The organism is uncultured Alistipes sp. (genome assembly GCF_910580175.1).
GTDB lineage: Bacteria > Bacteroidota > Bacteroidia > Bacteroidales > Rikenellaceae > Alistipes.
The window spans coordinates 121,771-139,830 of record NZ_CAJTXD010000002.1 but is presented as its reverse complement, the minus strand read 5'-3'; the positions used below and the strand labels follow the sequence as shown (position 1 = coordinate 139,830).

Sequence of the window (18,060 nt, the reverse complement as noted above, 5' to 3'; positions counted from 1 at the left end):
ACTATTCTCTTATAATATTCATTCTTCTTCGTTCGCACCGCAGACGCACTTCCCGCCCACGACCGTCATAACCGCCCTCCCCTGCACGGGCCACCCGGCGAAAGGCGTCGCACGCCCCTTGGAACGGAACGCCGCAGGGTCGATCTTATACTGCGCATCGAGGTCGAAAACCGTGAAATCGGCCGCATCGCCCGGCTCCAACCCGCCGCCGAGACCGAAGATGCGCCGCGGGTTGACCGACATCAACTCCACGAGCCGCTCCAGCGAAATGGCCCCGGGCAGCACCATGTATTTATAAAGCAGCGGGAAAGCGCACTCCAGCCCCACGATGCCCATCGCGCTCCCGGCCAGGCCGCGGCTCTTCTCCTCGGCCGTGTGGGGCGCATGGTCGGTGGCGATGACCTCGATCGTGCCGTCGGCGACACCCTCCAACAACGCCGCGCGGTCGGCCCGGCTGCGCAGCGGCGGATTCATCTTGAAACGCCCCTCCTCCCGCAAGTCTTCGTCGCAGAGCAGCAGATAGTGCGGCGCCGTCTCGCAACTCACGCGCAGGCCGCGGGCCTTGGCCTGCCGCACCAGCTCGACGCTCTCGCGCGTAGAGACATGGCAGACATGATATTGGCAGCCGGTCTTTTCGGCCAGCGCGATGTCGCGCTCCACCTGCCGCCATTCGCTTTCGGAGCAGATGCCCTTGTGGCCGTGCTGGCGGCAATAATCGCCGTCGTGGATGTAACCGCCGCGCAACAATTCGTCGACCTCGCAATGGGCGACGATCGGTTTGCCGACGGCCGCGGCCCGCCGCATGGCCTCTTCCATAAGCTCCGCCGACTGCACGCCGCGGCCGTCGTCGGAGAACCCGACGACGTAAGGAGCCAGCGCCGCGAAATCGACCAACTCGCCGCTGCCCCGCTGCCCGACCGTGATCGAAGCGTAGGGCACAACCCGCACCACGGCATCGCGGCGAATCAAGTCGGTCTGCACCCGCAAGTGTTCGGGCGTATCGGGCGCGGGATCGAGGTTAGGCATCGAAGAAACGGTCGTATAACCGCCGCGCGCGGCGGCGGAGGTACCTGTGGCGATGGTCTCCTTATGCGGGAAGCCCGGTTCGCGCAGATGGACATGCACATCGACCAATCCGGGCACGACGTGCAATCCCTTCAGATCGACGGTGCGGTCGGCCGTGCCGGCGGCGGAAGCATCGGCAACGAAACGGCCGCTCTCCCGGTCGACGAGCAACACTCCCTCCGCGAACTTTCCGTCGCGGAACACCTGCGCATTCACATACCTTGTTCTCATTGGCACCGAATCAAAAAATCATCTGTCTGCAACACCCTGCGCGGGCAAACATCAAAAAAATAGGGCAACCGTACCGGTTACCCTATTAAAGCCAACAATGCCGCCCCGTCGACAGACCCGAAGCCCGACCGGCAGTCCCGCTTTCGGGACACAACGTTCGGCGCTATGTGAGGTTTGCGATTCATCGGGGCTTGCAATCGGGTACAAAGGTACGACTTTAAGGACGAATACGCAACCTTTCGAGACGAAAAAATCGATGTTCCTCCGCAAAACGCTTCCGCAAGCCGATTTTCCAGCCGTTTCTGCAATAATCCCCTGCGGATGCAGCCTGCCGAACCACGTTTGCGGACCTGCGCGGGGCGAAGCCCGGCCCGCAGAGGCCTATCCTCCGTCGCACCGCCTGCGATCCTCCGCCGCGATCAACGCCGGAAAAGCGCCGTAATCTCCACCATCGTGCCGTCGGGCGCCACGCGGTAGAAACGCTGGTTGGTCGAGGGCGACGAGAGCGGCCCTCGGGCCTCGATCCAAGGCCCCAGCTTGATGTAGTCGAACGTCCGCACCGCCAGGCCGGCCGGGAACTCCGCCCGGCCCGAATACCACCCCACACGCAGCTGCGGCACCGTCCGCCGCACGACGCCGGCCAGCCGGGCGACCTCGGCGGGTTCGCCGTCGCCACCCATGAAGCAGACGCATGTAACCGAACGCCCGTAACGGTCGAGCAGTCTCCGCAGCGCATCGTCGTCGAGCACCTCGCCCCCGCTGCCCTGCAAATGGGGGCTGTGGCAGCCGGGACAGCGATTGGGGCACCCGGTAAGATTGACCGCCAACGTCGTCTCGCCGGGGATCTCGGCGAAAACGACGTCGAAATTATGGAACCTCAACATGGCGCCTACTCGGCCTTGGCGTAGAACCTGCGTGCGGCCTCCTGCTGACGCGGCACGGAGAAGTTCGACACGCGCTTCATGTAGCCGATCACACGAGTCAGATAGTCGAGGTCGCTGCCGTGGCACTCGGGACACTCCTTCAGATAGCGTTTGTCGATATGGCCGCACTTGTTGCAGACCGTGTTGGGAATGTTGAACGTGAAATAGTTGCATCCCTCGGCCGCAGCCACGCGCAACAGGTGGCGGTACTGCTCCTGCGAAAGGTGCTCTTCGAGGTTCATGTGGAGCGCCGACCCGCCGGTCAGATGCTCGATGTAACGGCGTCCGTGGAGACGGAACTTGTCGATGATATTCAACGACTCGTCCTCGACAACGTAGAAATAGGAGTTGTAGCAGTCGCGCGGCACGGCGTACCCGTCCTCGCGATCCCACTTGGCGTGCTTGACGCCGACATTTTCGGCGGGGATCATCTCGCAATTGAACATCAACTCCTTGGAACGATACTTCTTGTTGTAGCGCTCGACGAGACCCAGCACCTCCTGGACGAAGGCGGCATAATCGTCGTTGTCGTCGATGCGCAGCCCGAGGAACTCGGCCGCCTCGACCAACCCGTTGACGCCGATGGTAAGATACTGCCGCGAAAGATTGATGTAACCGGCATCGAAGAGCGGCAGCATGCCCTTGGACTGCAACCCCTTGAGATTTTCGTTGTAGGCCGTCTGCACCTTGTGCACCAGATCGACGACCTCTTCGAGAAAGGCGAGGTAGTGCATGCCGTTCTTGACAGCGTGCTGGATGCAGCGGTTGAGGTTGAGCGTCAAGACGCTTTTCGATCCGGTGGAGACGCCGCCGGCCCCGAGCGTATAGCTGAAGCCATTGTCCTGAATCTCGTTGCGCAGGCGGCAGCACGACGAAAGGGAATCGGCGTTGTCGCTGATGTAGGTAAAGAACGAATGCCCCTCGGAGTACATCTTGGCCGTGAAGTCGCCCCACTCCTTGTCCATCGCGTCGCCGTCCTTGGTCAGCAAAGCCATGGTCTCGACGGGGAAGGTCAGGACGGTCTTGGTGCGCTCGCGGTTGAACCAGGTCATGAAGCGCTTCTGCAACCACGACAACGACTCCCAATGGGGCTTCGACCCGTCGGGGAAGACGAACTCGCCGAACAACGATTCGAAATAATAACGATCATAATAAGCGACGTTCCAGAACACGGCCTGGAAGTTGCGCGCACCGGTAGGCTGGTTGATCGAGTAGACGATCTGCTCGAAACAATCGGTAATGATCTTGTCGATGGTGCGGCGCTTCTTCGAAAGGTCGACCACCTCGTCGGCATGCAGATAGTAGTCCTCGCCGTACTCCTGCTGGATGAAGTAGTTCATGTACATGAGGAACTCGGGCGTGGCGCAGGCCCCGGAAAGCATCGACGAGACGATGAAGACCATGTTGACGAAGCCGCCGCAGAACGACTTGAGGTTGGTCGGCCGCGTGGAATTGCCGCCCACGGAGAGGGTGCCGTTCAAAAGCCACGGATACATCGTGATCGAAGCGCAGTAGTTGGCCATCGACGTTTCGTCGTTCTTGTAGATGAAGTGGTTGTTCAACAAATGCAGGTACTTGTCGGCCAACTCCTTGCCGTACATCTCCTTGATGCGGTCGGTCAACAGACGCCGGTTGAGCCGGATGAAGTTCTGCTTGGGAAGCTCGCCGATGAGGGTGGCGATGTTCTTGTTCTCGACGTTGGCATTGGCGTCGTACTTCGATCCGGTGGCGGGATTCGAAGCATCGCAGTAAGAAGTGAGGAAATCGAGCTTCTCGCGCGTCTCCCGATCCTCGGTATGCTTCTGCCGGTAGAGGATGTAGCTCTTGGCCACGGCGAAACAGCGCTCGGCCATCAAAGCCACCTCCACCTGGTTCTGGATCTCCTCGACGGACATGCCGTCGGAAACATGGACGCGGCTCAAGACAGCCGTCAGATCGTCGTCGGTGGCATAACCGCCGACGGCGAGGAAAGCCTTGCGCACGGCTCGTTTGATCTTCTCGACCGAAAACGCCTCGCGTTTCCCGTCGCGCTTGATGATAGTGAGTTCGGAAATTCCCATAACTATATAATTTATATTCTCCTTTTTCTGCGCAAACGCGGCCTGCGACCCGATCAAGAACCGGATGCCTCCTCAAAGCGGATCGCCGCGAGAGGAACTGCGGCCCGCGCGCGTGGCCGATGGCGCATCGCACCCTGCAAAGGCATCACGCCTCCCCGGCAGGCGTTCTCGCCCGGCACAGTTCAAGCGAACGCGACCTCATGTCCGGCTTATCGAAAACGCCCGGTATGTTTCAGTAAAATCACGTCCGGCCCGCCTCCTTTATCCCGAGGACGGCGGCGCCAGCCGGCAAGGCAGGTCTTCTGACTCGTTCTGACTGCACGCCTTCCCGTCCCCGCAGAGACAGTGGCCAAAGAATGTGCAGCACACAAGAGAACTCACAGCTACGGGAATAGTCCCTGATTCGCACAGGCGTTCCCTTTTGATCTCGTACCGGCAGCCGCCGGCGGAGAACCTTGCCGGAAACAAAAGTAGCAAAAGTCGACGGGAAAGCCGCGGCCGAAGGACGAAATTTAATGAACAAGTTTTGAACAACGGGAAAGGGTACGGTTCGGGGATTCTCCAAAATTTACACTATCTTGCAGCCGAACAACAACACAATGACACACGACCTGCAACTCCGACCTTTCCGCTCGCCGGCCGACGAAGGCTGGGCCGAGGCGATGACGATCTACCGCGAAGCCTTTCCCCGCAGGGAACGGCGCGACGACGCGACCCAGGCGGCCGCGCTGGCCGACCCGGCATTCCGGGCCGAAGGAATCTGGCTGAACGACAAGATCGCGGGCCTTGTTTTCTATTGGGAACACCCCGAATTCCATTACATAGAACACCTGGCCCTTTCGCCGGCAATGCGCGCACGGAACATCGGCTCGGAAGTGCTGGAAACATTTTGCCGCAACCGGCGGGTCATTCTGGAGATCGAACCGCCCGAAGACACCCTGACCGTACGGCGGCTGCGCTTCTACGAACGGGCCGGCTTCGTAGCCAACCCCCACTCCTACATTCATCCCTCCTACGGCGAACCTGCGGAACCCCACCGGCTGGTACTGATGAGCAGTCCGAAAGCGCTCGGAGACGACGAAGTCCGCGTATTCGCGGACTTCGTGAGGGAACGGGTAATGGGCTATTCGCAACTGAAGACTCCGCCTACGCAACCCAGATTACGGCAAGCGAAAGCACCGAAATGACGGCCCAAAGCAACACGCCCAACACCAATGGCTTGACCCCGACCTGACGGATCACTCCGAGCGACAAACCGCCGCCGATGAGGAACAGCGTGGCGGAAAGACCGGCATGCGACAACCACGAAATGCTGCGGGTCAACGCCTGCGGCAAGTCGACATAGGTGTTGATGAGCATGGCGGCGATGAACCAGCCGATGAACCAGGGAATACGAATCTTGACGCCTTTCTGCCGGAAGACGACCATCGAAAAGAGCGACAACGGGATGATCCACAAGGCGCGCGTGAGCTTCACGGTCGTGGCGACCTGCAAGGCCTCCTGCCCGTAGGCGGCACCGGCGCCGACGACCGACGAAGTGTCGTGGATGGCGATGGCGGCCCAAGTGCCGAAATCGGTCTGCGACAAGCCGATCCAACGCCCCACTGCCGGAAAAAGGAACAACGCCAAGGCATTCAAGACGAAGATCGTAGCCAGAGAAAGGGAGGTTTCGTTCTCGTCGGCATCGATGACGGGCGCCACGGCGGCGATGGCGCTGCCGCCGCAAATGGCCGTGCCGGCCGAAATCAGATAAGCGCTTTTCTGTCCGACCCGCAAAACCCGGCCCAACAAAACCCCGGCGAACATGACGACGACGACCGAGACGATCGTGAAAAGCATGCCATCGCGCCCGGCAGCCAAGGAATCGTGGAAATTCATACCGAATCCCAGTCCGACGACGCAATACTGCAACATCTGCCGGGACAAGGTTTTGCTGAACTGCGGAAAGGGGTTGCCGAGCGTCAAAGCGAAAAAGATGCCGACGAAAAGCGCCACGGCGGGCGACAAGAAAAAGGAAGCTCCGAAAAGCAATCCGAAACCGGCCCGAAGCCAAAAAACATTGAGTCTGAAATCCACGAAAACCAAAAAATTAAAATCCGAGCGGAACTGCGCGCCCCTCGCCTCTATGCTCCCAAACCGCCCTCCTCGGCGAACTCGCGCACGGAACGGATATAATGGTCGATGGTCTCCTGCATGGAGAGAAACGACTTGCCGCCGGCGGCGTTCTTATGGCCGCCGCCGTTGAAATATTTGCGGGCGAAGAGATTGACGTCGACGTCGCCGCGAGAACGCAACGAAACGCGGATGAACTTGCGGTGGGCCAGGAACATGGCCGACATCTTCATCTTCTTGATGGTCAAGGCATAGTTGACGAATCCTTCGCTGTCGCCCTGCTGAAACTGGAAACGCCGCATCTCGTGCTCCATCAACGACATGTAAGCCACCGTGCCGTTCTCGATGAGCTGCATCTTGCGGTCGATGGCATAGCCGAACAGACGGGCGCGCCCCTCGGTATAGGCATTGTAGACGTTGTTGTGGATGGTCGGGATGTGGATTCCGCGCTCGACGAGCGCCGCGACGGCCCGGAACAACCCGGGCGTGAGCGACGAAAAGGCGAAGTTGCCCGTGTCGGTCATCATGCCCACGTAGAGCACCTCGGCCATCGGAAGCGAAATGGACCCGACACCGAAAAGCGTCTCGATGAGACAGAAGACGATGTAACACGTACTCGACGCGTCGGGATAGGAAAACGACAAGTCGAAACCCTCGTCGGGCGACAGATGGTGGTCGATCAGGATGCGGCGTGCCGTAGTGTTGGCAGCGATGGTGTCGCGGAGTATCTCCAGGCGCGAAACGGCGTTGAAATCGAGACAGAAGATGGCGTCGGCCTGCCCGATGGCCCGCGCGGCCGCACCCTCGGCGTCGTTCTTGAAGACGATGATCCGCTCGATGCCCGGCATCCAGTCGAGAAAATAGGGATATTTATTGGGCACGATGCACGTTACCTCGTGCCCCATGCCGCGCAACACCTCGGCCCAGGCCAGCGACGAACCCACGGCGTCGCCGTCGGGATTGGTATGGGCGACGATCACGAACCGCTGCCGGGGCTGCGCCAGCAACTCCCGCAAACGTCCGACATGCTCGGCGGAAAGTGTCATCGGCTCTCCTCGGGAAGTTCGAACTTAGTGAACCCGGCGGCGACGAGCGTATTGAACCACGCGAAGCACTTTTTGATGTCGGAAGCGTGCACGCGTTCGCGGTCGAACTCGGGAATCGCCTCGGCGAAAGCGGCCCGGAGCTTCTCGGGACTCTCCTTATGGCTGATGGCCTCCTTGCCGCCGGTGTGGGCATAGATGCGGGTAAAGACATCGGCCAAGGGGATGTCGTCGCCCTCGGTATACATCGAAATCTCGGTCAGGGCGCTTACCTTGGACGAAGCCGAAGCGTTGATCCGCCGTCCGTCGACGAGCGACTCGACGATCACGCCGCGCGTAGACTGCGCGACATACTTGTACAAACCGGGCTGGCCCGAGATGGCCAGAATTTCCTTGAGTTCCATAATAAGCTATACTTTTATATAGTAAGTACTACTCTTTTTTCATGTGCACGTCCATCTGCGGGAACGGGAACGAGATACCGTGCTCGGGCAGGCGGTTGTAGAAAAGCTCGTTGTTCTGGAAGAAGACGTCCCAATAGTCGGCGTTGCGCACCCAGGCGCGGATGGTGAGGTTGACCGACGAATCGGCCAGCGCGGCGACCCACACCACGGGAGCCGGCTCGCGGAGCACGCGGCTGTCGGCGGCGAGGATTTCGAGCAGCGCCTTGCGGGCGGTCTCGACGCTGTCGCCGTAGGAGATGCCGACGGTCCAGTCGACGCGCCGCAAGTCGGCGGTAGAATAATTGTCGATAATGGCCGTGGCAATCGAATTGTTGGGAATGTAGATGGTCTGGTTGTCGCCGGTGGTAATGACCGTGGAGAAGAGCTTGATCTCGCGCACAGTGCCCGACTGGCCCTGGGCCGAGATGAAGTCGCCGACGCGATAAGGCTTCATCAGCAGGATCATCACGCCGCCGGCGAAGTTCTGAGCCGTACCGCTCAACGCCATACCGATGGCCAGCGTGGCAGCCGAGAAGAGGGCAATGACCGAAGTGACGTTGACGCCCAGCGTCTGCACGACGATGAGCACCAGAACGAGCGAAAAGACGACCTTGACGGCGTTGCGCACGAACATGCGCAACGAAACGTCGACCCGGCGACGCTCGAACGCCATGTCGAGCAAATGCACGATGCGTTTCACGATCCACCGTCCGACCAGATAGATGGCCAGGGCGAGCAACAACTTGAGAAGAATCCACACTCCGTCGTTGAGCATGTCGGTAAAGAACGCCCGATAATCCATGTTCATTACCTTGTCGATAGTCTGTACAAGATTCGCTTTCTGCACGCTGTCGGGAACCAACAACGGCTCATCGACAGGGAGAGCCTGGGCAAAAAAAGTCCACATAGAAATCCTTCCGTTTAAAAGTTAGCTGTTCTGTCCGCAAAAATAACCAAAATCCGCAGAAACGGAAAATAATCGACCGACATATCGCACGCACCAGCTTCGCACCACCGCACGAACGGCAGCCGCAAAGCCGCAGAAACAACCCCGGACATCGCCGCAACTCGTGTTGCAGCCGCACACCCCGACCCTCGGCCGCCAAAACGACGGTCAAACATTGCAGCCGGAAGAGTTTCAAGAACGGAACTTCGGACTTCTATGATTTACACAGAAAGCCGCCGGACAAAAACCAGCAAATAATTTGCAAGAGCAAGAAGAAAACAAAGAAATTCCTTAACTTTGTAAAAGATTAAACTTCGCCTTGGCAATTCTGAATGAGTTCGGGGTTGCTTTCGGCTCGATTACCTTTGTAGGAAACCGAATCTTTCTGAAAACTGCGGAAACACCATGCAGAACGACATCGAAATCATACAAATCAACATTTCGGGAGCCGACAAACCGGGCATGACCTCGTCGCTGACGGCCATCCTGGCGCGCTACGACGCCTGCATCCTGGACATCGGCCAGGCCAACATCCACCAGTCGCTGACGCTGGGCATCCTGATCATGACAACGCCCGACAAGTCGGGCAACATCATGAAAGAACTGCTGTTCAAGGCATCGGAGCTGGGCGTGATGATCCGCTTCACGCCCATCCCGGAAGAAGACTACAACGCCTGGGTGGGCCGCCAGGGCAAGAACCGCTACATCATCACGCTGCTGGGCCGCACGGTCTCGGCACGCCACATTGCCGAAGTGACGGCCGTGGTGGCGGAACACGGACTGAACATCGACGCCATCCGCCGCCTGACGGGCCGCATGCCGCTGCACGAAGACGACCGCGCGGCCAAGGCCTGCATCGAACTTTCGGTGCGCGGCTCGCTGACCGACGAAACGCGCAGCGCCATGCAGGAGCGATTCATGAACCTCTCGGAAATGGGTCTCGACGTCTCGTTCCAACGCGATGACATCTACCGCCGCAGCCGCCGCCTGATCTGCTTCGACATGGATTCGACGCTCATCGAAACCGAAGTGATCGACGAACTGGCCGACCGCGCGGGCGTGGGCGAAGAAGTGCGCGCCATCACGGAGAGCGCCATGCGCGGCGAGATCGACTTCCGCGAGAGCTTCACGCGCCGCGTGGCCCTGCTGAAAGGACTGGATGTGAGCGTGATGGACGAAATAGCCCGCAACCTGCCCATTACCGAGGGGCTGGAACGCATGATGACGATCCTCAAGCGCGTGGGTTACAAGACAGCGATCCTCTCGGGCGGCTTTACCTACTTCGGCAACTACCTGCGCCAGAAATACGGCTTCGACTACGTATATGCCAACGAACTGGAGATCGAAAACGGCAAGCTGACGGGCCGCTACGCGGGCGAAGTGGTGGACGGACGCCGCAAGGCCGAACTGCTGCGGCTGCTCTGCCAGTTCGAATCGATCAACATCGCGCAGTCGGTGGCCGTGGGCGACGGCGCCAACGACCTGCCGATGCTCAACCTGGCAGGTCTGGGCATCGCGTTCCATGCCAAACCCAAGGTCAAGGCGGGAGCACGGCAGTCGATCTCGACGATCGGTCTGGACGGCATCCTCTACTTCCTGGGATTGAAAGATTCGCGCATCGAGGGATAGACCGGCGAAAAAGTAGGGAGAGTGCGAAGCATATCGGGAATACGCACGATATTGGCAGGCCTGGCCGCAATATGGGCCGGGTGCTGCGATTCGTCGTTCGACGACAAATTCCCAGAGACGGAGATGCCGCCGGTCACGACGACGATCGGCGAACTGCGCGACCGTTTCGAAGGGACGACGCTCCGGATCACGAACGAAGTCACGGTCGAGGGACGGGTAACAACCCACGACGGCAGCGCCAACTTCTACCGCACGCTCTGCATCGAAGCGGACGGCGCCGCGCTGGAAATCATGGCGGGGCTGGATCATCTGCACAACGACTATCCTCCGGGCTGCCGGGTGGCGGTGCGGCTGCAAGGCTGGGCCTTGGGCGAAAGCCGCGGCGTACTGCAAGTCGGGCGCATGCCTTCGACCGGCAGCGGATATGCGACGGAGTACATCGCCTCGCGGGCGGCTCTCGACCGCATGATCGTTCGCGACGGCACCCTGCCGCAACCGCCTGAACCGACCCTACGGAAACTTGACGAACTGACACCCCGGATGTGCGGCACGCTGATCCGCATCGAGGGATTGCACTATGCACCCGAATCGTTGTCGCCCAGCGGCTGGGGCGGCTACAAACGATTCGCCGACGACCGGGGCGCCAGCATCTGCACCTATGTCCGCGAATATGCCGACTTTGCGGAAGCCGACGTGCCGGCCGGCCGCTGCTCGCTGACGGGCATCCTGCAACGCGACGGAGACCGCTACATACTGAAAATCAGGGATACGAACGACTGCGCCCAATCTCCCCGCTAAATTTTTCCGGAGACAAAAAAGAGCGCATTGTATTTTATATTGTAATAAATGCAATATCAAATACGGATTTCGAGCGATTTTTGCGGGGCGGAAAGAAAAAAATTCTTTCCGTTTTTTGCGGATTCGCATTGAGGATGCCCCCATCATAGTATGCAGAACAGCATGGAATTAAGACTAACCGAGTTGAAGAGAAGTTTCCAAACAGGGTTGTCGATCATCGCTCTTTTGTTCAGCGCCTGCGACCGAGCCTCGACGCTCGGTTTCGAGGACGGGGAACTACCCGAAGCTACGCGTTCGATTGCCGGGCTGAAGTCGCTTTGCGACGGAGAACGCCTGACCATCGCCGACCAGACGATCATCCGCGGCACGGTAACGGGCAACAACCGCTACGGCGAATTCGGGCGCACGCTGGTAATCCAGGATGCCAGCGGCGGCATAGCGATCGCGGCCGACTACCCTGCTGCCGGCAATCCCTATCCGCTGGGCACGGAAGCGATCGTCTACTGCAACGGATTGACGCTCTACGATTATGGCGGAAAAATCCGGCTGGGAAAGATCGCCGGCGGCGACCTCTGCATTCCGCACGAAGAACTGAACCGCCACATCCGGATAAGCGGACGGTCTCCGCAGCGGATCGCTGCGCTGCCCATGCGCATCGACGAACTGACGCCGGCGCATGCGGACACCTATGTAAGGATCGACAACGTACGCTTCGTCGAAACGGGTGCGTGGTGCGACCGCGACCCGCAGACGGGCCGCTACACAACCACCGAACGAACGCTCGAAGACCCGGCGGGACACCGGCTGAACGTCCGCACGTCGGGCGGCTGCACCTATGCAGGCGAGCCGCTGCCCGAAGGCAGCGGCTCGCTGTACGGAATCGTCGACCGGTTCGGCGGCAGCTACTCGCTCCGCATCACCGGATTCGAAACGGCATTCGTCACTCCTCCTGCAACGCCTGCCAAAGCATATCCTTGAGCTGCTGGATATTAAGACCCGAGACCGAAGAGATGAACACCGCCGGCACACCCTGCGGAAGCTGAGGCCTCATCTGGGCGATCAACTCGTCGTCGAGCATGTCGCACTTGGTAATAGCGAGCAGGCGCCGCTTGTCCAACAACTCGGGGTTGTACTGTGTCAACTCGCCCAGAAGCACCTCGTAATCACGCTGCACGTCGTCGCTGTCGGCCGGAACCATGAAAAGCAACACCGAATTGCGCTCGATATGCCGCAGGAAACGCGTGCCGAGACCCTTGCCCTCGTGCGCCCCCTCAATGATGCCCGGAATGTCGGCCATGACGAACGACTTGTGATCGCGCACCTCGACGATGCCCAGGTTGGGTTCGAGCGTAGTGAAAGCATAGTTGGCGATCTTGGGTTTGGCAGCCGAAACGACCGACAGCAAAGTGGACTTGCCGGCATTGGGAAACCCGACCAGCCCGACGTCGGCCAAGACTTTCAACTCCAAGATGAACGCCCCCTCGTCGCCCTCCTCGCCGGGTTGGGCATAACGCGGCGTCTGGTTGGTGGCACTCTTGAAATGCCAGTTGCCCAAGCCGCCGCGGCCCCCCTTGAGCAGCACAAGCTGCTCGCCATGCTCGGTCACTTCGCCCACGGATTCGATGGCAGTCGTGCCGTCTTCCTGCTCCACAAGCCGTTTAGCCACGGTGCCGAGGGGCACGGGAATGACAATATTGGGCGCATCCTTGCCCGACGAACGGGCACCCGAGCCGCACTGCCCGTCTTCGGCGAACTGGTGGCGCTGGTACTTGAGGTGGATCAGCGTCCAATATTGCCGGTCGCCCTGCAACACGATGCTGCCGCCCTTGCCGCCGTCGCCGCCGTCGGGACCGCCGAAAGCCACGAACTTCTCGCGCCGGAAGTGCGCCGAGCCGGCGCCTCCATGCCCCGAACGGGCGAAAATCTTGACGTAATCAACGAAATTGGAACCTGCCATAGGGATTATTTTGCACAAAGATAGTGCAAGGCGAGGGCAAAAACAAACGAAGTTTGAGTTTTGCCGAGCCGCAGCCTATCTAAACCGAAGTGCAGCTTCGGTAAAGTGCAAGGCGAGGGCAATGCCAAATTTATTTGAGCATGGCCGAGCCGCAGCCTAATTATTATTTTTCGGCAAAAAGAATGTGTCCGCCCTCCTCGTCGACCGATACGGAGACTTCACGGCCCAGGTAGAGCGCCTCGTTTACCTTGTCATGCCCGGCCGGAAGTCCGAACAGCAGGGGGATGCCCAGCATCCGCAGATTCGCCGCGACTACTTCGCATACGTCGTCGACACCGAATTGCTCGGCACCCGACATACGTGTGAAATCCCCGACGACCACAGCCTGCACATTGTAGAGCACACCGCTCCGCAAAAGTTGCTGCAACATGCGGTCGACACGATAGACGTGTTCGCCGACCTCCTCGATGAATAGCACGGTCGGCTCCTCGAAGTCCAGCCCCTCGGGCGTGCCGCAGGCGGCGCACAATACGGTAAGGTTGCCGCCCGTGAGCCGCCCGCGCCCCTGCCCCGGACAGTTGAGCGGATGGGCCGGCACGTCGATGCGCCGGGTCAGCCCGAAAAGCGCACGGCGAAGCGACTCGGCGGAGACATCCTCCTCGCGGAAAAGAAACGACCCGGGCATGGTGCCGTGGATGCTCTCGATTCCCAGATGGGAGAGCGACAAATGAAGGGTGGTAATGTCGCTGAAGCCGACGACCCATTTGGGATTTCCGCGCAACCCCTCCAGCCGCAGCCAAGGCAACAGCCGCACCGACCCGTAGCCGCCGCGACAGGCGATGACGGCCTTGATCGAAGGATCGTCGAGCATGGCTTGCAGATCGGCGGCGCGCTGCACATCGGGGGCTGAAAAATAAGACTCGGAATCGTCGCAGCAATGCGGGCCATATTTCACGTAAAGACCCCACGAAGCGAACCGCTCACGGATGCGCGCCGTGTCGGTGCGGGCAGGAAGACGTCCTGCGGGAGCAACCAGCCCCACCGTATCGCCGAGCTGCAAATAAGGCGGACAGATCGAACCGATCTCCCCCTCTTTTTGCGCGAAAGCGGCGCATGGCAGAAAAAACGCAAAAGATAAAAGTATCGAACGAATCATCATGCTACAAAATCATTTACGGCGTACCAGCGCCTCGGGAAGCGGCAGCGGCAACCGTGCGAAACTGACCGCACAGCCGACAGCCGACGCGAGGGCTGCGCACCACAAAGCCATGCGGGTGGCATGGGTCGGCACGAGGTGGAAAAACAAGGCCATCAAGGCGGCCCCGGACGTCTGACCGATCAACCGCGCCGTGGCGAGCATGCCGCTGGCCGAACCGCTGCGTTCGGCGGGCGCCGAGGCGATGAGCATGCTGTTGTTGGGCGACTGGAAAAGCGCGAAGCCCGCTCCGCCGAGCACCAGCCGCCACACAATATCCCACTTGTCGGGCTGCGCGGGCAGCAAGGCCAGGGCCGCCAGTCCCGCAGTCATGGCCGCAAGACCCGTGCCGGCGAGCGTTCCGGGGTGGAAGCGCCCGACGAGCACTCCGGCCGCAGGCGCCACGATCATGATGACGGCAGGCCATGCCGTAAGCAACAACCCGACGGTCGTCTGGTCGAAACCGAACGCGTGCAGCAAGTAAAAAGGCAGAGCCACCATGGAGAGCATTTGGGCCAGGTAAGAGCAGACCGATGTAAGCAACGAAACGGAAAAAACCGGAATCCGCAGCAAATCGAACGGCAACAACGGGTGCGCGGCCCTCGACTGCCTGCGCACGAAAAAGAACCCGACGACCAACACCGCAGCCATCCCAAGCATCGCCAGCCGCCGATCGAGACCGTGGGAGAACCCCTCGACCGAAGCCATCAGCAATCCGAACACCAAAGCATTCAAGGCCATGTCGCTCCACCGGGGCCTCGGCGCGGCGGCCGGCACGGGATTGCGGGGCAGGAACCGGACACAAAGCCACAAAGCGATCGCCCCGATGGGAAGATTGACGGCGAAAAGCCAGGGCCACGGCCCGACGGATAGCAAGCCGGCGGCGACGGCAGGGCTGGCCACCGAAGAAACGGCGACGACCGTAGCGTTGACGCCCATGCCGCGCCCGAGCTGCGCGCGGGGATAGATGAAACGGATCAAGGTGGTGTTGACCGACGTGACGGCCGCCGCGCCGAACCCCTGCAACACGCGGGCGGCGACCAGAGCGGCGAACGACCCGGCGAAAGCGCAGCAGGCCGAGGCGAATGTAAAAAGCGCCAGCCCCCAAAGGTAGACCCGGCGGTAACCGACCGTCTCGCCCAATGCAGAAAAAGGAAGGATGGCGACGACGACGGCCAACTGGTAGGCATTGACGATCCAGATCGAATCGGCCGACGAAACGCCCAGCTGCGCCCCGATGGCGGGCAGAGCAACGTTGGCCACAGCGCTGTCCAACACCGAAAGCCCGACACCGAACGCTACGGCCAGAATGGCACCCAGCCGGCGCGGCATGGGAAGACCGTCGCACACAATCTCTGCACAGGAAAAAGAATCGTTCATCTCTGCTGCACGGAAAACAACGGCCCGAACCGCCGAACCGAAATGCAAACATACACTATAAAAAGCAAAGTTGAAAGGCAAAAAAAGAAATGCGCGCGAATTGTCATATAAAATTGCTAATTTTGCCCTCCGAATGAAGAACTTGCTGAAAAAGACAAGGCTCCGGCTCTCGGCCGACGGCATGGCAGCGCTGTGGCTGGGCATCTGGTGGCTGTGCAATCTGGTGCAGGCGGCCGCCACCGAATTGGCCAACGACGAAGCCTACTACCACCTTTTCGCCGAACGGCTGGCCTGGGGCTATTTCGACCATCCGCCCCTGACGGCGCTGCTGGTGCGGCTGGGCGAGAGCCTGCTGCCCGCAGAGGCGGGCGTAAGATTCTTTTTCACGCTGCTGCAACCCCTCTATCTTTACATATTGTGGCGCCTGATCCGCCCGGTAAATGCCACGCCACGCGACGGCGCACTTTTCGGCATGCTGACGGCGGCCACGCTGATGCTTCAGCTCTACGGCTTCCTGGCCGTGCCCGATGGGCCGCTGATGATGACCTCGGCGCTCTTTCTGCTGACGCTCAAATGGTTTTCCGAACGTCGGCGCGGCGCCTGGCTCTGGATGGGGTTGGCGATGGCGGCGATGGCTTACAGCAAATACCACGGGGTACTGGTGCTGATCTTCGCGCTGGCGGCCAATCCGCGGCTCCTGCGCCGGCCCGACCTCTACTTGGGCGGTGCGGTGGCAGCCCTGCTGCTGGTGCCGCACCTGCTGTGGCAATATCATCATGACTGGGCCTCGCTGGCCTACCATCTATCGGGCCGCAACGCACAGTTCCGGCTGAGCTACGTCACCGATTTCGCAGCCAACATGCTGGCGGTGTTCAACCCGCTCTACGTGCCGCTCTACATCCAAGCATGGCGCAAGACGCACCCCGAAAACGCCGCAGGCCGGGCGCTGAAACTTTTCCCGCCGGCGTTCATCGGCTTCTTCCTGCTTTCGTCCTGCCGGGGCTACGTACAGCCGCAATGGGTAATCGTGGCCGTGTTCGGACTGGTCTACGTACTCTTCGATTATACCCGCCGCCATCCCCGCACCCGCCGCTACGTGATGCGGGCGGGCACAGCAACCCTGGTGCTGGTAACGCTCGTGCGGCTGGAAATGATCTTCAACCCGCTGGGCATCCGCTTCGAAATCTTCGACAATCCCGAAAGCTACGAAGCGATCGCCCGGGAAGCTGCCGGACGTCCCGTCGTATTCTGCGGCAACTACTCCCAAGCGGCAAAATATCGGTTCTACACGGGCGGCGAAGCCTACTGCCAGCCGGACATCCGCTACCGCACCCACCAATGGCAGTTCCGCGACGACGATTCGCATTTCGCAGGGCGGGAGACGCTCATCGAAACCCTGCGCCGCGCGCCGGGCGACACCGTGCGGCACACGCGAAGCATCGCCCTGGCCAACGGCCGCGAATTCACGTGGTTCGTCGATCCGGCATGGCGGCCGGTACGTTTAGTGGAAGTCGCATTCGAAGGATTGCCCCCTCAAGTGACGCCGGGCGAAGAACTGCGGCTGCACCTGCGGCTGACGAACCCCTACGACTACCCGATCGCAATCGGCGACAGCTGCCGCTTGGTCATGTTGTGGAAAAGCGGCCGCTACGAGGTTGCGGAATTCCCGACGCAGATGCGACAAAATTTGGCGCCCCGAAGCGAGACGACAGCGGAAGTCGCATTCCGAGTGCCGGAGACGCTGGCGGGCCTGCGCTGCAAAGCGGGCTTCGCGCTACGGCAGGAGGGGTATGCGAACTGGTTCAACGGGAAACCGCAACGCACGAAAGTAGAAAAACCATGATACAACAACTCATCAAATTTTGCGTCGTAGGCGGCTCGGGAGTCTTCGTCGACTTCGGCGTGACCTACCTCTGCAAAGAATGGCTGCGCATGAACAAATACGCAGCCAACTCACTGGGATTTCTCTGCGCCGCAACGACCAACTATGCTCTCAACCGCGTGTGGACGTTCCAAAACAACGACCCCGACATCGCAGGCCAATATCTGCGCTTCCTGGGCATCGCACTGATCGGACTGGGAATCAACACGCTGACGATCTGGCTGCTGCACCGCCTGCTGCGGATGAATTTCTATGCGGCGAAACTGATCGCCACGGGCGTAGTGACGTTCTGGAACTTCTTCATGAACTACTTCTTCAACTTCTGAACGGCAGAAAAAGACAACCGGCCCAAAGCATGGCCGGACTCAAAAAAAGCCGATGCGCAACCCGGATACG

The 18,060-nt window shown here is 60.3% G+C and carries 16 protein-coding genes and 1 riboswitch; of the genes, 6 read left to right on the top strand and 10 right to left on the bottom strand.

What is annotated here, in order from left to right:
- Positions 1-18: 18 nt before the first annotated feature.
- The 3 genes from QZ298_RS02965 to nrdD all read right to left on the bottom strand — a co-directional run bounded on the left by QZ298_RS02965 (position 19) and on the right by nrdD (position 4,279).
- Entirely contained in the window at positions 19-1,296 is a 1,278-nt protein-coding gene (locus QZ298_RS02965) for a dihydroorotase (protein WP_296005246.1), read from the bottom strand.
- A 419-nt stretch (positions 1,297-1,715) separates the two neighbouring features.
- The gene (nrdG, locus tag QZ298_RS02960; RefSeq protein WP_296005245.1) at positions 1,716-2,180 is read right to left on the bottom strand and encodes an anaerobic ribonucleoside-triphosphate reductase activating protein; all 465 of its coding nucleotides are present in this window, start codon (positions 2,178-2,180) and stop codon (positions 1,716-1,718) included.
- Between the two features lie 5 nt (positions 2,181-2,185).
- On the bottom strand, positions 2,186-4,279 hold the full coding sequence (gene nrdD / locus QZ298_RS02955; RefSeq protein WP_296005244.1) for an anaerobic ribonucleoside-triphosphate reductase: 2,094 nt from the start codon (positions 4,277-4,279) through the stop codon (positions 2,186-2,188).
- Positions 4,280-4,553: 274 nt separating this feature from the next.
- A riboswitch (cobalamin riboswitch) is annotated at positions 4,554-4,752 on the bottom strand.
- A 126-nt stretch (positions 4,753-4,878) separates the two neighbouring features.
- On the opposite strand from nrdD, the gene QZ298_RS02950 reads away from it, so the two are divergent.
- The gene (locus QZ298_RS02950) at positions 4,879-5,466 is read left to right on the top strand and encodes a GNAT family N-acetyltransferase (RefSeq protein ID WP_296005243.1); all 588 of its coding nucleotides are present in this window, start codon (positions 4,879-4,881) and stop codon (positions 5,464-5,466) included.
- Here QZ298_RS02950 and QZ298_RS02945 read toward each other — a convergent pair.
- From QZ298_RS02945 to QZ298_RS02930, 4 genes are read right to left on the bottom strand one after another with little or no spacing between them, the layout of a single operon-like run.
- Positions 5,426-6,355: a putative sulfate exporter family transporter gene (locus tag QZ298_RS02945; RefSeq protein WP_296005242.1), complete on the bottom strand. Its 930-nt coding sequence runs from the start codon at positions 6,353-6,355 to the stop codon at positions 5,426-5,428. The two genes, QZ298_RS02950 and QZ298_RS02945, sit on opposite strands and share 41 nt — an antisense overlap.
- Before the next feature lie 47 nt (positions 6,356-6,402).
- Positions 6,403-7,437 (bottom strand): DHH family phosphoesterase, encoded by a 1,035-nt coding sequence (locus QZ298_RS02940; RefSeq protein ID WP_296005241.1) that lies wholly within the window; start codon positions 7,435-7,437, stop codon positions 6,403-6,405.
- Positions 7,434-7,838: a DUF5606 domain-containing protein gene (locus QZ298_RS02935; RefSeq protein ID WP_296005240.1), complete on the bottom strand. Its 405-nt coding sequence runs from the start codon at positions 7,836-7,838 to the stop codon at positions 7,434-7,436. Before QZ298_RS02935 ends, QZ298_RS02940 begins: the two co-directional genes overlap by 4 nt.
- Positions 7,839-7,866: 28 nt before the next feature.
- Entirely contained in the window at positions 7,867-8,784 is a 918-nt protein-coding gene (locus QZ298_RS02930) for a mechanosensitive ion channel family protein (RefSeq protein ID WP_296005239.1), read from the bottom strand.
- A 444-nt stretch (positions 8,785-9,228) separates the two neighbouring features.
- Between QZ298_RS02930 and serB the strand changes: the two genes are divergently transcribed.
- The 3 genes from serB (at position 9,229) to QZ298_RS02915 (ending at position 12,228) form a co-directional block, all read left to right on the top strand.
- Positions 9,229-10,452, top strand: a complete 1,224-nt coding sequence (serB, locus tag QZ298_RS02925) for a phosphoserine phosphatase SerB (protein WP_296005238.1) — start codon at positions 9,229-9,231, stop codon at positions 10,450-10,452.
- A 21-nt stretch (positions 10,453-10,473) separates the two neighbouring features.
- On the top strand, positions 10,474-11,250 hold the full coding sequence (locus QZ298_RS02920; protein ID WP_296005237.1) for a DUF5689 domain-containing protein: 777 nt from the start codon (positions 10,474-10,476) through the stop codon (positions 11,248-11,250).
- 162 nt (positions 11,251-11,412) lie between these two features.
- Positions 11,413-12,228 carry a DUF5689 domain-containing protein gene (locus QZ298_RS02915; RefSeq protein WP_296005236.1) on the top strand — a complete coding sequence of 272 codons (816 nt, stop codon included), beginning with the start codon at positions 11,413-11,415 and terminating at the stop codon, positions 12,226-12,228.
- Here QZ298_RS02915 and obgE read toward each other — a convergent pair.
- The 3 genes from obgE to QZ298_RS02900 form a co-directional block, all read right to left on the bottom strand.
- Complete coding sequence (gene obgE / locus QZ298_RS02910) at positions 12,191-13,207, bottom strand: GTPase ObgE (RefSeq protein ID WP_296005235.1); 1,017 nt, start codon at positions 13,205-13,207, stop codon at positions 12,191-12,193. The genes QZ298_RS02915 and obgE overlap by 38 nt on opposite strands.
- 163 nt (positions 13,208-13,370) lie before the next feature.
- Positions 13,371-14,366 (bottom strand): LD-carboxypeptidase, encoded by a 996-nt coding sequence (locus QZ298_RS02905; protein ID WP_296005234.1) that lies wholly within the window; start codon positions 14,364-14,366, stop codon positions 13,371-13,373.
- 9 nt (positions 14,367-14,375) lie between these two features.
- Positions 14,376-15,734, bottom strand: a complete 1,359-nt coding sequence (locus tag QZ298_RS02900; RefSeq protein ID WP_296005734.1) for an MFS transporter — start codon at positions 15,732-15,734, stop codon at positions 14,376-14,378.
- A 181-nt stretch (positions 15,735-15,915) separates the two neighbouring features.
- On the opposite strand from QZ298_RS02900, the gene QZ298_RS02895 reads away from it, so the two are divergent.
- Positions 15,916-17,625: a glycosyltransferase family 39 protein gene (locus QZ298_RS02895; RefSeq protein ID WP_296005233.1), complete on the top strand. Its 1,710-nt coding sequence runs from the start codon at positions 15,916-15,918 to the stop codon at positions 17,623-17,625.
- Entirely contained in the window at positions 17,622-17,990 is a 369-nt protein-coding gene (locus tag QZ298_RS02890) for a GtrA family protein (protein WP_296005232.1), read from the top strand. Before QZ298_RS02895 ends, QZ298_RS02890 begins: the two co-directional genes overlap by 4 nt.
- The last annotated feature ends 70 nt before the right edge of the window (positions 17,991-18,060 follow it).